The sequence below is a fragment of the Vibrio sp. A1-1 genome (genome assembly GCF_021728175.1).
In the GTDB taxonomy this organism is placed as follows: Bacteria; Pseudomonadota; Gammaproteobacteria; order Enterobacterales; family Vibrionaceae; genus Vibrio; species Vibrio diabolicus.
Genome location: NZ_JAKKCL010000012.1, coordinates 103,378 through 115,970, shown reverse-complemented (window position 1 = coordinate 115,970; position 12,593 = coordinate 103,378). Strand labels below are relative to the sequence as shown.

The window sequence follows — 12,593 nt, the reverse complement described above, 5'->3', positions numbered from 1 at the left end:
GATCAAAAAAGCCAGCGTGATACACGCTGGCTTTTGGAACTGTCTCTTAAGCAGGAATTATTCTGCTTTCTCAGTGGTTTGGTATTCAAACGCTGGGACAACTACTTCAACACGACGGTTCATTTGACGACCTTGACGTGTTTCGTTGCTTGCTACTGGGTTAGCTTCACCCATACCTTTCACTGTCATACGCTCAGCCGCAATACCTTTTGCTTGGAACTCGTCAGCAACGGCTTTCGCGCGTTTTTCTGTAAGTTGCTGGTTGTACGCAGCAGAACCCGTCGTATCACTGTAACCCGTGATCTCAACTTGAGCTTGTGGGTAAGTGTTCATCAGATCAACGGTACCAGAAAGGGTCGATGCATCTTTCACTTCTGCACTTTCTAGGTCGAATTGTACTGTCGCTGTTGTTTGAGCAGGGTAAACATGCTCAACAATGCGTGTTGCAGGGCGTGTTTCTACTACTTCCTCAACCACTTCTTCTTGAACTACTGGTTCAGAGCCGAACTTGTAGTTAAAACCAATACCGAAGAAATCTGAATCCATATCTTCAATCACGTCATCAGACATATCTTGGTAACGTTGGTATTCAGCACGTAGGCTCCAGTTGTAGTTGATTTTGTACTCAGCACCTAGAGAACCTGTTGGTACGAAATCTTTTTCGTCACCCGCCATCATGTATGCAGCACCAACTTTCGCGAATAGATTCCAAGAATCCGTTAGCGGTAGGTTGAATTTAGGAGCAAGAGTCAACGCCCAAAGATCACCGTCAACGGTGTTTAGGCCCGGCTTTTTGAAGTTTGCAGTGAAGTCACCAAGGTAATCAACACCGTACTCTGCTGCAACGTACTCGTTGAAGCTGTAGCCCAGGTGCATAGATGCTGCAAAACTGTCGTCGTCACAAGGTTCGTTTAGGTAACACGCATCATTTAGAGAGTTGTAACCTACTTTACCGCCCATGTAAGTGTCAGCAAGTGCAACGTTTGAGATCACACCACCAGCAAGTACAGTAGCCACTGCTATAGCGATTTTTTTCATTATTCTTTTCCTTTTTCTTGTACACAAAGCAACACATCGAGGCAGCATACTGCCGTAAAATATGAAGCCGTAACTTTCTCTTTTCTTCGAACAGAAATAGCTAAATAGCGTAGGAAAGAATCAAAAAATGATATTCAAACGCCAATGACGTAAAACGGAGAAAGATAACCTCAAGACCATCTATTCATGAGCTTCATCCGCATACCCAACCGAGAAATAAAGTCTCGTTGCGTTGGTTTAGCCATAGTCAATTCGTTGCGGAGAATATCACAAAATAGCCAGTTTTCTGTGACGCAAATCACCATAAAAACCCATTTTCTCAAATTTAAGAATCGACATTTAAGCCTGTGAATGGCAACAAATTTTTACAGGAGAGAATGGATATCGAAGGCATAAAAAAACAGCTCATTTAAAATGAGCTGTTTTCGAAATAATGAACAGACGTGAACTTATCGAACTAGATTTTATCCGCCACGGTAAGCGTTGCAGCTAAGACATCTTGCCCAAATAATACACTGCGTTCTGGTGACCAACCATAAAGCGGATCTGGGTGATTGTTGTTGTCTTTAAATGGCATCTCGATCGTGTACGACAGGCATTTGAACTGCTCCGCGACCCAGTTTGAGCCTACCGTCAAATTCGCTTTACCCGGCTCATCTTTATCATAACCAATCTCATCTTGGAACTCAGGTGTAATAGTCAGTAACGCTTGCTTAAATGATGCCTCTAAAGTGGCAAGATTTTCATCGTAAGAAGGAATACCTTCTGAGCCAGCGACGAAGTTGTAAGGAATTGCTTCATCACCATGGATATCTAAAAACATGTCAACACCCGTTTCCAGCATACGTTGACGCACAAGGTAGACTTCTGGACTTTTCTCCATAGACGGAGTTTGCCATTCACGGTTCAAGTTCACGCCTACCGCGTTCGTACGCAAGTGGCCGCGAATACCACCGTCTGGGTTCATGTTTGGTACCACGTAAAGCACTGCTTTTTCCAGTAATGCACGCGCAACAGTGTCATTTTCATCCAGTAAACGTTGGATCATGCCTTCCATGAACCATTCAGCCATGGTTTCACCCGGATGTTGGCGTGCAATCATCCAGATTTTCTTTTTGCCTTCTTCTGGCTCACCAAACGTTAGCAAGCTCATGTCATTGCCGTCTAATGTGTGGCCTAGTGTTTCTAGTTGGCAGTGGTGCGCGCTTTGTGCCATGTGTAACAAATCTAAATGACGATCGTATGTGTAAGGCGCAAAGTACGCGAAGTAAATTGAGCTACGCTCAGGGATAACAGTGAAAGTCAGTGTGTCGCCATCGAACTCTGCTGGTATACGGAACCATTCTTCACGGTCGTAAGACGCTACGACATCATAACCTTGCCACCCTTCTGGATAAGCCGACTTAGCCAAATCAAGCAGTTTGATCGTGTGCGACTGCTCTGCTTCGGTTTCTAGACGGAAATGGAACCACTGGTAGAATTCCGACATATTGTCATTAGGGATTTTAAGTTGGATGTCATTTTTGTCGTCCGCTTTCACTACGTGAATGCTGCCGCTATCGAAGTTGCTGAATACTTTCATTATATTACTCACCTTTTAAATCTGAGCTTGAAAGACAGAGGCTAACACAAGGCTACATCGCCCCCCAATGACTTTCACTGCAAACTGTCTCGTTTGTGGCTAAAGTCTTCAGTTTAGTCGAGCTTATCCGCTTTGCCTGCTGGTCCTGCGAGTTTCGCTAGCCATTTATCCCAAACAAACGGATGTTTCTCATTGTCTTCCGCTTCCTCTTTTCGGCGAACAGCATTTCGTACCATCATTGCTCCCAGCCAACGTATTGGTTCTGGTGGAAAATACCCAAGCGGTCCTTGCGCTAAACCACCTCGCGTCCACTCGTTATCTAGCCCTAACACCAACGACGATAAAATCTTTCCACCCATTCGAGTTTGGGCAACGCCGTTACCTGAATAACCAAACCCGTAAAAGACATTACTTTGCTCATCCAATTGGCCAAAAAAAGGAAACCCAGTTGCGGAACGATCCGAACCGCCAGTCCAAGAGTACTCAAATTCAGTCCCTTTTAAGCGAGGAAAAAGGTTGTCGAATGATTTTTTTAGTAGCGTTTGATAACGCGTCGGCTTGTTAAACATCGCATCAACTTGGTTGTTGAAAGAGAACTGATTACCGCCTTTACCTAGCATCAAACGGCCATCTGGCGTATCTCGGTAATAATGTACGAAGATGCGTGAGTCCAAGACACTCGAACCCGCTTGCCAACCAGATTGAGACAAAGTATCACCAAGCGGTTTGGTAATAACCATATCCGAAGACACCACCACGATACTGTTTTTGAACTGCTTAAATTGCTCAACCATCCATGCGTTCAATGCCAGCACCACCTGCTGTGCTTGAATGTTTCCTTTAGGTGTACAGACGGTGGCAGGTTTTCCATAATCTAGACGCGTCATTGGCGTGTTCTCATAAACTTCTACACCCAGATCAATAGCAACACGGCGTAACCCTCGCGCGAGTAAGGCGGGTTGTACGTTAGCAGCAACCGGAGAGTGATAGCCTTCAATATGGCGAGGTGAACCCGCATTGGCACGCAGTTCCTTCACCGAGCAACGACGCCAACTGTTCACATCTAGCCGTTGTAACTCGTCGACAACTGGCTGCATTCCACCTTTCTGAGCCTGATTGGTTGCGGTGTAATAAACCCCTTTTAAAGATAATTGCGCATCGATATTGTATTGCTGACAAAAGTCGTCAATCTCCAACACCGCTTGTTCCGACTCTTTTACCAACCAAACAGCATGTTCTTCACCGAATAACCGTTTCAACGTCGGGAACTTGGTAGACCATGTCAGCATACAGCCGCCATTCGCGCCAGATGCCCCACTGCCACACAAGCCCTTTTCGATAACAACCACCTGTTTTTCAGGAGATTGCTGCTTAATCATAATCGCTGTCCAAAGTCCGGTGTAGCCACCACCGACAATAGCAACATCGGTATCAATATTTTGATGTAATGGTTGCGGCGTTTCTGGCTGTTCAGCTTCAATGGCCTGTTTGAACCAGTATGAACTATGTGTCATCGGATATCCTTGTTAGTGCGTTGCATCGTTTCTGTAAACACTTTACAAACGATGAGCACAATCAACGAGCAAGAATATCTAACGCTGAGCGATAGCAAATGTTGCGCTGAGAGAGTGGAAGTTTCTGCTATCAATGAATACAAAAATGGGGAGCAGCGCTCCCCAAAACAAACAGCAAGGATATAAATTATCGGAAAATCGAGACCGTCTTACTGGTTAGTATTTACCGGTTTCACGCATGCGGTACTCGTATTGAACATTGAGAATAGGCTGGTATACAACTTGCCCGTCACTTTGCAAGAACTCATTCACCATGACTTTTGAGTCAGTGATAGAAAACGACTGGCGATCAACATACTCTGTAAGGCTTGTAAACTCGTCACGAAGCTGACCTGGTGATTTGCTTTGATAGTTCTGAATCATGTCACGACCCATTTCATAAGCCGCTTGTTTGCTATCCATAACATCACCATGGATCGTTTCGGTATCGTTTGTCCACTGATAGCCACCAGCAAAAACAACAGAAGGTGCAGCAGTCAGAGCAATCATACTTGCTAAAGTCATTAAGCGTTTCATAAACCTCTCCTTACTTACCTTTATATCGGACCTAAATTGGCTCGATATTTATAAGGTACGTATAAAGACCAGAAACACGTCAAAATAATTTCAAATAACGTTCAATTCTTGTTCAACTCATTTCACTTTAACTTAGCAACACGGCATCATACTCTGCCAACACGAGCATTTTTCTACCTCGTAATCACAACGTTCAAAGTGGCTTCCAAACTGACATTTCCTTACCAACCCATACAATACCTAAGGTCAATTTTCTCTTAGAATCCCAACAAAAGAACAGTGTTCAAAACCTTATATAAACGTCGGGCACAGCAAAACCTCCCCTTTTAGTAGTGCTTTGCATTTCCCCCTTTTTCGGGTTCTTCGCTGCTCGTCCGTCGGTTCTTAATTGTGGCTGTTGAGCACACGTTAATCTGGAGTGAAAATGACCGCGAACAAATCCATTTTTTACCATAGCAAATCAATTTACTCAGATGATTATGCTGATGTCTATAAGCCAATTTGGACCTACAGAGCTAAGTTCATCTTGCGCGCACTTTACTACAAACGAGCGTTTAAGCACCTGTCAGATAATATTGAATCGTCATTGCTAGAGATGCTTTGTGCACGTACGCACCGATTTTTAGAAAAACCGTTTCGTCCCTACATCATCAAAAATAACTCAGCGTTCGATCGTTCAAACCTAGTGGTTGATCACTACAAAACCATTTCAGAGCTGTTTTCTAAACAGACCATTGAAGAGATCTATACCGATTCAACTGGCTTAACATTAACATCATTTGAAATCGACGAGACATTGTACTCTGTGCGATTGGTGTACGAAGCGCGTTACCAAAAAGAAGGCGACATGAGCCTAGTGCTACACAGCGCGGAGGATGGCAACTTCTATACGCTCTCATTTACTCTCGGCCACATAGAATCTGGACGCAGCATTATGATTGGCGGCTTGCAAGGGCCACGCAGCAGTGAAGAGAACAACGCGAAAATTAAAAAGTTAACTCGTAAGCTTTACGGGCAAAGACCAAAAAGCTTGATGGTGAGTTTGCTCACTTTACTCGCGCAAATTTGGGAAGTGAATACGATTCTAGCGGTAAAAACACAATCCCATACTTATGCTGCACGACGCTACAGTAAAGGACGAATCAAAACGGATTACGATGCACTCTGGCAAGAGTTGGGCGGCACCGAATACAACCGTCATTTCTACTCACTCGATGTGAATGCCCCGCGTCGTGATATCGAAGGCATGTCGCGTTCTAAGCGTTCGATGTATCGACGTCGTTACGAATGGTTAGACAATACCAAAGCGGAGTTCATGACAAGGCTACGTTAACCCAACGCACCACATGACGTTTTGTTTTTTCATTTTATGATTCGGAGTTTTTATGTCTTACAAGTACGCCGTTGCATGCTTACTGTCCGCACTTTCCTTAACGGCTCATGCACAACCAACCCAACATGTTGTTGGAGCAAATTTAGGCTACGGTAATGTTAGTTACGATGTGAACAATAGCCATGATGAAGGTGACATGTTCCTTGGTGATGTATATTACCGTTACATGTTCGATCACAACTTTGGTATTGAAGCCGGCTATAAGGGCGCATTTAACGGCATTGGCTCTGTACTTATCAGTCCCTTAACAGAAATCACCGATGTCAGTTATGGCGGACCTCGACTCAGCGGTTACGCAAGTTACCCTCTGGGAGCTGGCTTTGAGCTTTACGGGAAGGGCGGTATCACTTACTACACGTTAAGTTATACATTTAAAAATAATGGTCAGAGCAAAGAATATGATGAGTCAAGCCTTGGAGGCGAGGCCGCTGCTGGTGTCGCTTGGGCCTATAAACACTTGGGTTTGAACTTGGAGTACAACTACGCCAAGAATAGCGACTTTGATTCTGGCGGTGTGATGTTTGGTGCACAATTGCGATTTTAAAAATTTAGCTGTGCCAAGGCACCGAATCGACATCGGTGCCTTATACCTCAAGCATGGCTCAATGACAGAATGATTCCGCTCAGGATCAACAGCACCCCGACGCCTCGCGTGAAATACCATTTTTCAGCCAACAACCAAACGCCCATTAATAAACCAAATACAATGCTGATTTGTCGCAAAGCCACAACAAGGCTGACGTTATCAGTCATAGTCATCGCAAACAGCACCAAGCCGTAGGTTGATGCCATCATGATGCCAGCCATGCTCGCACTTTTGCGAATCATCCAAGCGGTTTGTAGTTCTTGCTGACTCCCCGAAACAATACACCACAATAAAACCGGTACTCCCATAACCCAAAACTGCACGCCTAGATAAAAAATCGCGCTATAGTGGTCGTTAAGAATGGTCGATGTTTGTTGAGTTAGCAGATTCAGTGCTTGCTTGTCCACAACGGAGTAACCCGTCGTGCCAAACGCCGCAATCAAGGCCCAAAACACACCAACATTCAGGTACTCCCCAAGAGTAATTTGACGAAAACTGGTCACTGGAACTAGGACACAACCTAAAGTAATAAGCAGGAAACCCAACCACTGCTGAGCATTCAACTCATAACCTAAGACGACGGTGAGTGCGCCCACCATCATTACAGGAAGTGCTCTCGCAATCGGATAAATAACTCCCACATCGGCGTGCTTGTAGGCCACGATCAAACCAACCAAATAGACGATTTGAGATAAACCACTGATAAACAGCATTCCCCAAAACACGCTGGGCAACGTCGCCCAGCCAATGTTAAAGAGATACCAAATAAGGTAGGGCGTGAGCAGAAGGCAAGCAGATAAACTTGCCGCCATCGTAAACGCGAGCCCTGACCCAGAGTTGCTTTTGCCAAGGATATTCCAGCCCGCATGAAGAACAGCAGAGAAAACGACGAGACCAATCGCCAACAAATCCATTTCAACGTTCCTGTCTGAATAAAAGAAAGGCCCCGAGATGGAGCCTTAGATGATGGGAAAATCCACTTAACGATTGAGTTCCGCAAGAGATTCAATGCTGATGGCATCATGACGCCAGTATTCGATGTCACAGTCAATCAACTCGCCATGTTGGTTGTAGTTGATACGTTCAACCACCATTGCAGGCGTACCAGACGTCGCGCGCAATGCCTGTGCCACCTCACCCAACAAAGTACTAGTCGAAATTCGGTAACGAATTTTTTGATACGTCACACCGTAGTGTTCACGATAAATGTCGGTTAACGAGTTTGATAAATCATAAGACAATAAGTTGGGAAATATGTCTGGTCGAATGTAGTTCGTGACATAAACCACCGGACGCTCTTCTAGGTAACGAACGCGGTCGACACGAAATACGTCTGAAAACGGCTGAAGGTCCAACAAACGAGCGGCCAATTTATTAGCCAAAGTGCCTTTTGCGGCTATCACTTCTGTTTTTGGCACACGATTTTGCGCTTTCGCCATGTTCGGGAAGTTCAGCGTTTGGGTTGGGTCATAACGCAATGGCTCAGGTGAGATAAACCAACCTCGGCGATCTTCGCGATAGATTCGACCTTCCGCTTCCAGCAGTGATAAAGCTTCACGCAGAGTGACGCGTGTAGTATCGAACGACTCCGCCAACTTACGCTCTGCTGGCAGTTTTTGACGCGGCGATAGCATGCCCGCTTCAATCTGTTCAACAATCGAATCTTTAATTTTTACGTATTGCACGAAGTGTCCTTATCTTTTGCGCCAAGCTTGTGTGCGATTCTCTAACAATTTACCCAAAGTCATCTGAACAATCTTCGCAATTGCGGCAGACATCATGATCATCACAGCCATCGCTGCAGCAGCGCCAGTTTGACCTGCATCGTCCATATTCAGAATCGAGACCGAAGCCGGAATCGTATCGGTTGAGTAAAGGAATACTACCGCAGAAGTGGTGGTCAATGCATTAACAAACAAGTAAGTCGCAATGTCCAAAATCGCAGGTAAACACACAGGTAATGTCACTTTAAAGAACAACTTGTATTGAGGAAGCTTCACCGATGCCGCCGTGGCTTCAATCTCCGATGGCAACTGCTTTAGCGCTGTCAGTGCTGTCATATGGCCCACGGTGTAGTAATGCACTACCGTGTTAATCACCAAGAATGCCATGGTGCCATAAAGCACGTTCAGAGGATTGTTCGCATCGTTGAAGTAAAAGATGTAACCCAAGCCAAGCACCATACCTGGAACCGCCATCGGCACCACGCTAAGCATTTGCATCACTTGACGAATTGGACCAAACGCACGCCCTTTCTCAATGCAGTAAGCACCGACAAAGATGATGGCAGTACCAATAACTGCCGTCCAACCTGCCAGCGTTAGTGAGTTGAAGAATGGGCTCCAACCGTAAGTGCTCATTTCAGCAAAGTTGTAATTGTTTAGCGTCAGTGCTTTGTTCCAAGGCCAGAATGTAACTAGCGAGCCATACACTGCCATGCCTAGCACTGCCAACACTGCGATAGAAATGATGCTGCAGTAAACCAAACAAATGCTGTCGCGCGCTTTGCTAGGTTCTGGCTGATAAGGCACCGAGCGTGTGTCAAACAAGCTCTTTTGCTTTTTCTGTACCCAGCGGTCTGCGCCGAACGCCATTACCGCAGGGAATAACAACATAATGCTGGTCACCGCACCCATGGCAAAGTTTTGTTGTCCCACAACTTGCTTGAAGATGTCAGTCGCCAGAACGTTGTAGCTTCCACCAATCACTTTCGGCACACCAAAGTCCGTGATAACCAGTGTAAAGACGACGATAAGCGTACTGATCAAACCATATTTCGCCGCAGGTAACGTCACCATAAAGAAGGTTTTGATGGTTGAAGTTTTCAGTGCGCGAGCTGCTTCATACAAGCGGGCATCTGAAGTGCGCAGCGAAGTGGTCAAAATCATCAATGCATGAGGAAAGGTCCAGAAAATCAATCCCATCGAGATACCAATCACGCCGTAAACCGAGTTTCCTAACAGCATCTCTTTGGCAATGCCTTGATTACCGAAAAGGAAGATTAAACTGATCGCTGGTAACAACGAAGGCGCGAGAATCGGCGCAGTACCTAGGATTTGGAACAAACCTTTAAACGGCATGCATGAACGAGTCAGTGCGTAGGCATAGCCAAACGCAAGCACACCCACTACCAAGGTCACAATCACGCCCAAAGTGAAGGTGTTTCCCACCGACACCCACAAGCTTGAAGAGGAAAAGTACGTCGCAAAGTTTGCCAGACCGACAAATTCGCCATTGGTATTTTGCACACTCTTGGTCAACATTGCCCAAAGCGGCATTAAGATGAACAGCACCATCATGGTCGACAAGCCAGCGAGCAAACCAAACAACACAAGGTTGTCGCGGCTAACACGTCCCAGTAAGGATTTTGCTTTATCTTGTGTGGTCAGGCTATTCATCGTCATTGTCTTCGCATCCATGTTTACACCTACGCCGCTAGCGCTTTATCAACCGAGGGCACGGCGTAACCATGCAGCCCTTCTTCAGCGAACTGGATGTAACGTACATCGCCAGCTTTGATATTGAGTTTTTGAACCGTCTCCACAGGCACATCTACCACGATGGTTTTCGTGGAGCTGTCGTTTTGCAATACGCAATCGATACGGAAAAACGCACCCAGAAACTCGGTTGCCGTAACTCGCACAGGTAAAGAGTTGTTGTAGTTTTCAACGAACTTGATGCTTTCAGGACGCACCGCAAGATCAAAGCGGTCACCACGTTGAATCTTACGATTGCTCAAGCTTGGTGCTGGCATCAGGGTTTCTGCAATGCGTACTTGGGAGTCAGTTGCGACTGAGGTTTCAATAAAGTTCATGCTGCCGACAAACTCAGCAACAAAGCGCGTTGCTGGTTGTTGGTAGATCTCTTGAGGAGTGCCGACTTGCTCAATCACACCATGGTTCATTACCACAATACGATCCGCCATCGACAGCGCTTCGTCCTGATCGTGCGTAACCATGATGGTGGTGATGCCAAGCTTGCGTTGCAGCTTACAAATCTCATCACGTAAGTGAACACGTACTTTTGCATCCAGCGCCGATAATGGCTCATCAAGTAACAGTAGACCCGGTGACAACGCCAATGCACGAGCCAAAGCAACACGCTGCTGCTGACCACCAGAAAGTTGGTTAGGGAATTTCTCACCAGAGGTTGGAAGACCAATGGTTTCTAACCAGTAGTCCACCTTCTCTAACGCTTCTTTGGTCGACATACCTTGGTTCTTCAAACCCACCGCAATGTTCTCTTGCACGGTAAGGTTCGGAAACAACGCGTAAGATTGGAATACGATGCCGAAATCGCGCTTCTCTGGTGGTAGAAATGTGGTCTCTTGACCGTTTTGAAAAATCGCACCAGACGTTGGCAAGTCTAAACCTGCAATAGCACGTAGCAGAGTGGTTTTACCGCAGCCAGAAGGACCAAGAAAACAAACGAACTCGCCCTTTTCAATCGCTAGCGAGATTTTCTTTAATGCAGTGAACTGTCCGAATTGCTTCACTACATTTTCAATATTTAGGTAATGTTGGTTAGTTGACATAACACATGCTCCAAATGGTATATACCAACTTTAGTTTTGGAGTGTTACGTTCCAATGACAAATTTATAGCCAGAAGATGACAAATAGATGAAGGGAGATGAGGTTTGTTTAAGTGGTAATTAGAGATTCCCGACTCACTCCTTCGTCGCTCTCGAGAATGACGTTGTGAGTGTAGATAGAAGCTCCCAACTTTCTTAAGTCCGTCATTCCAGCGAACCTAGGTGAGACTAGGAATCTACTTTCAACAAACTCTAAAATAAAAGAGAAAACAAAAAATCCACCTCAACCGAGGTGGATTTCAGTATTCAACTCAAAGCAAATTCAATTAAGACTTTGGCTCTGATTTCGCGTCAAACTTCTCAGACCATGCAGCTAGGATCTCTGCACGCTTACTGCCCATTTGCGCGAAGTCCATCTTCGCCATGTTCTCTTGAACGTTCGGGAAGTTAGATACGGTCGCTTTCACTTCTTTATGTGCAACCACTGGGTACATTTCTACGTAAAGCTCGTTTGCCGCTTTAGAGATTGACCAGTCGACAACGCGCTTCGCTGCATCAGACTCTTTTACTAGACCAACAGCTTCTGATTCCCAGCCGATGCCTTTTGGTGTGATCACCGCTAATGGCGCGCCTTGTGTTTTCAACTTCGCGCCGCGGCTCGCCATCGAAATACCGATAGCCACTTCACCCATGCCCGCTTGAACACATGGCTTAGAGCCAGAGTGCGTGTAGTGTGCAATGTTTTTGTCTAAGTCACGCATGTAGTTCCATGCCTGAGCTTCACCCATGTTTTGTAGCCAAGCAGAAACCTGCATGTAGCCAGTGCCTGAAGAAGCTGGGTTCGGCATTGCTATGTGACCTTTATAAACCGGCTTTGTTAGGTCTTCCCAAGACGTTGGTTTAGGCAGGTTAAGTTGTTTCGCTACCGCTTCGTTGAAACAAACTGCGTTAAAGAACGCATCGTTACCGAACCAAGCTTGGTTTGATTGAGGGTCGTTTAGATTCGCGTGCAGCTCTTCCAAACCTTTTGGTGTGTAAGGCTTAAGAAGACCTTCATCTTTAAGCAGTGCCATTGACGAGCCAGCCAGACCCCAAACAACTTCCGCTTGAGGGTTGTTCTTTTCTGCCAGCAATTTCGCCGTCATGATACCGGTTGAATCGCGAACCCACTTAATCTTGATATCTGGGTTATCTTTCTCAAACGCAGACTTGTATTTAGCAAGAATGTCAGTTTCGAAAGCGGTGTAAACCGTGACTTCCTGTGCTGCCATTGCATTCGTAGCTAGCAGAGAGACAAGTGCAGCCAGCGATCCTTTCATCAAACGGTTTTTCATCATTTTCTCCAGTTAATTTGGCTAAGTTTTAATTTGG

The 12,593-nt window shown here is 45.7% G+C and carries 11 protein-coding genes; 2 read left to right on the top strand and 9 right to left on the bottom strand.

Annotated features, from left to right (window positions below):
- Nucleotides 1-57: 57 nt before the first annotated feature.
- The 4 genes from L3V30_RS16940 to L3V30_RS16925 all read right to left on the bottom strand — a co-directional run bounded on the left by L3V30_RS16940 (nucleotide 58) and on the right by L3V30_RS16925 (nucleotide 4,710).
- Nucleotides 58-1,038: an OmpA family protein gene (locus L3V30_RS16940; protein ID WP_005395330.1), complete on the bottom strand. Its 981-nt coding sequence runs from the start codon at nucleotides 1,036-1,038 to the stop codon at nucleotides 58-60.
- Nucleotides 1,039-1,495: 457 nt separating this feature from the next.
- Nucleotides 1,496-2,620, bottom strand: a complete 1,125-nt coding sequence (locus L3V30_RS16935; protein ID WP_046873853.1) for a M14-type cytosolic carboxypeptidase — start codon at nucleotides 2,618-2,620, stop codon at nucleotides 1,496-1,498.
- 113 nt (nucleotides 2,621-2,733) lie between these two features.
- The gene (locus L3V30_RS16930; RefSeq protein WP_237309359.1) at nucleotides 2,734-4,134 is read right to left on the bottom strand and encodes an FAD-dependent oxidoreductase; all 1,401 of its coding nucleotides are present in this window, start codon (nucleotides 4,132-4,134) and stop codon (nucleotides 2,734-2,736) included.
- A gap of 216 nt (nucleotides 4,135-4,350) precedes the next feature.
- Nucleotides 4,351-4,710: a DUF3316 domain-containing protein gene (locus L3V30_RS16925; RefSeq protein ID WP_005395335.1), complete on the bottom strand. Its 360-nt coding sequence runs from the start codon at nucleotides 4,708-4,710 to the stop codon at nucleotides 4,351-4,353.
- A 424-nt stretch (nucleotides 4,711-5,134) separates the two neighbouring features.
- Here L3V30_RS16925 and L3V30_RS16920 point away from each other — a divergent pair, with 424 nt between their 5' ends.
- Nucleotides 5,135-6,043 (top strand): VirK/YbjX family protein, encoded by a 909-nt coding sequence (locus L3V30_RS16920; protein ID WP_046873855.1) that lies wholly within the window; start codon nucleotides 5,135-5,137, stop codon nucleotides 6,041-6,043.
- A gap of 52 nt (nucleotides 6,044-6,095) precedes the next feature.
- Nucleotides 6,096-6,647, top strand: a complete 552-nt coding sequence (locus tag L3V30_RS16915; RefSeq protein WP_104970264.1) for a porin family protein — start codon at nucleotides 6,096-6,098, stop codon at nucleotides 6,645-6,647.
- Between the two features lie 47 nt (nucleotides 6,648-6,694).
- Here L3V30_RS16915 and L3V30_RS16910 read toward each other — a convergent pair whose 3' ends face one another.
- The 5 genes from L3V30_RS16910 to L3V30_RS16890 all read right to left on the bottom strand — a co-directional run bounded on the left by L3V30_RS16910 (nucleotide 6,695) and on the right by L3V30_RS16890 (nucleotide 12,559).
- Nucleotides 6,695-7,603, bottom strand: coding sequence for an EamA family transporter (locus L3V30_RS16910; RefSeq protein WP_237309358.1), 909 nt, complete (start codon nucleotides 7,601-7,603; stop codon nucleotides 6,695-6,697).
- Between the two features lie 66 nt (nucleotides 7,604-7,669).
- Nucleotides 7,670-8,374 carry a phosphonate utilization transcriptional regulator PhnR gene (phnR, locus tag L3V30_RS16905; RefSeq protein ID WP_005395341.1) on the bottom strand — a complete coding sequence of 235 codons (705 nt, stop codon included), beginning with the start codon at nucleotides 8,372-8,374 and terminating at the stop codon, nucleotides 7,670-7,672.
- 9 nt (nucleotides 8,375-8,383) lie between these two features.
- Complete coding sequence (locus L3V30_RS16900) at nucleotides 8,384-10,108, bottom strand: putative 2-aminoethylphosphonate ABC transporter permease subunit (RefSeq protein ID WP_237309357.1); 1,725 nt, start codon at nucleotides 10,106-10,108, stop codon at nucleotides 8,384-8,386.
- Between the two features lie 8 nt (nucleotides 10,109-10,116).
- The gene (locus L3V30_RS16895; RefSeq protein WP_237309356.1) at nucleotides 10,117-11,223 is read right to left on the bottom strand and encodes a putative 2-aminoethylphosphonate ABC transporter ATP-binding protein; all 1,107 of its coding nucleotides are present in this window, start codon (nucleotides 11,221-11,223) and stop codon (nucleotides 10,117-10,119) included.
- 325 nt (nucleotides 11,224-11,548) lie between these two features.
- Nucleotides 11,549-12,559 (bottom strand): putative 2-aminoethylphosphonate ABC transporter substrate-binding protein, encoded by a 1,011-nt coding sequence (locus L3V30_RS16890; RefSeq protein ID WP_010645353.1) that lies wholly within the window; start codon nucleotides 12,557-12,559, stop codon nucleotides 11,549-11,551.
- Nucleotides 12,560-12,593 lie beyond the last annotated feature (34 nt).

Bases quoted from the DNA above. Each gene is read 5' to 3' on its own strand.
- L3V30_RS16900 (WP_237309357.1), bottom strand. From the start codon at position 10,108: ATGGATGCGAAGACAATGACGATGAATAGCCTGACCACACAAGATAAA.
- L3V30_RS16890 (WP_010645353.1), bottom strand. From the start codon at position 12,559: ATGATGAAAAACCGTTTGATGAAAGGATCGCTGGCTGCACTTGTCTCT.
- L3V30_RS16925 (WP_005395335.1), bottom strand. From the start codon at position 4,710: ATGAAACGCTTAATGACTTTAGCAAGTATGATTGCTCTGACTGCTGCA.
- L3V30_RS16915 (WP_104970264.1), top strand. From the start codon at position 6,096: ATGTCTTACAAGTACGCCGTTGCATGCTTACTGTCCGCACTTTCCTTA.
- L3V30_RS16895 (WP_237309356.1), bottom strand. From the start codon at position 11,223: ATGTCAACTAACCAACATTACCTAAATATTGAAAATGTAGTGAAGCAA.
- L3V30_RS16935 (WP_046873853.1), bottom strand. From the start codon at position 2,620: ATGAAAGTATTCAGCAACTTCGATAGCGGCAGCATTCACGTAGTGAAA.
- L3V30_RS16920 (WP_046873855.1), top strand. From the start codon at position 5,135: ATGACCGCGAACAAATCCATTTTTTACCATAGCAAATCAATTTACTCA.
- L3V30_RS16930 (WP_237309359.1), bottom strand. From the start codon at position 4,134: ATGACACATAGTTCATACTGGTTCAAACAGGCCATTGAAGCTGAACAG.
- L3V30_RS16910 (WP_237309358.1), bottom strand. From the start codon at position 7,603: ATGGATTTGTTGGCGATTGGTCTCGTCGTTTTCTCTGCTGTTCTTCAT.
- L3V30_RS16940 (WP_005395330.1), bottom strand. From the start codon at position 1,038: ATGAAAAAAATCGCTATAGCAGTGGCTACTGTACTTGCTGGTGGTGTG.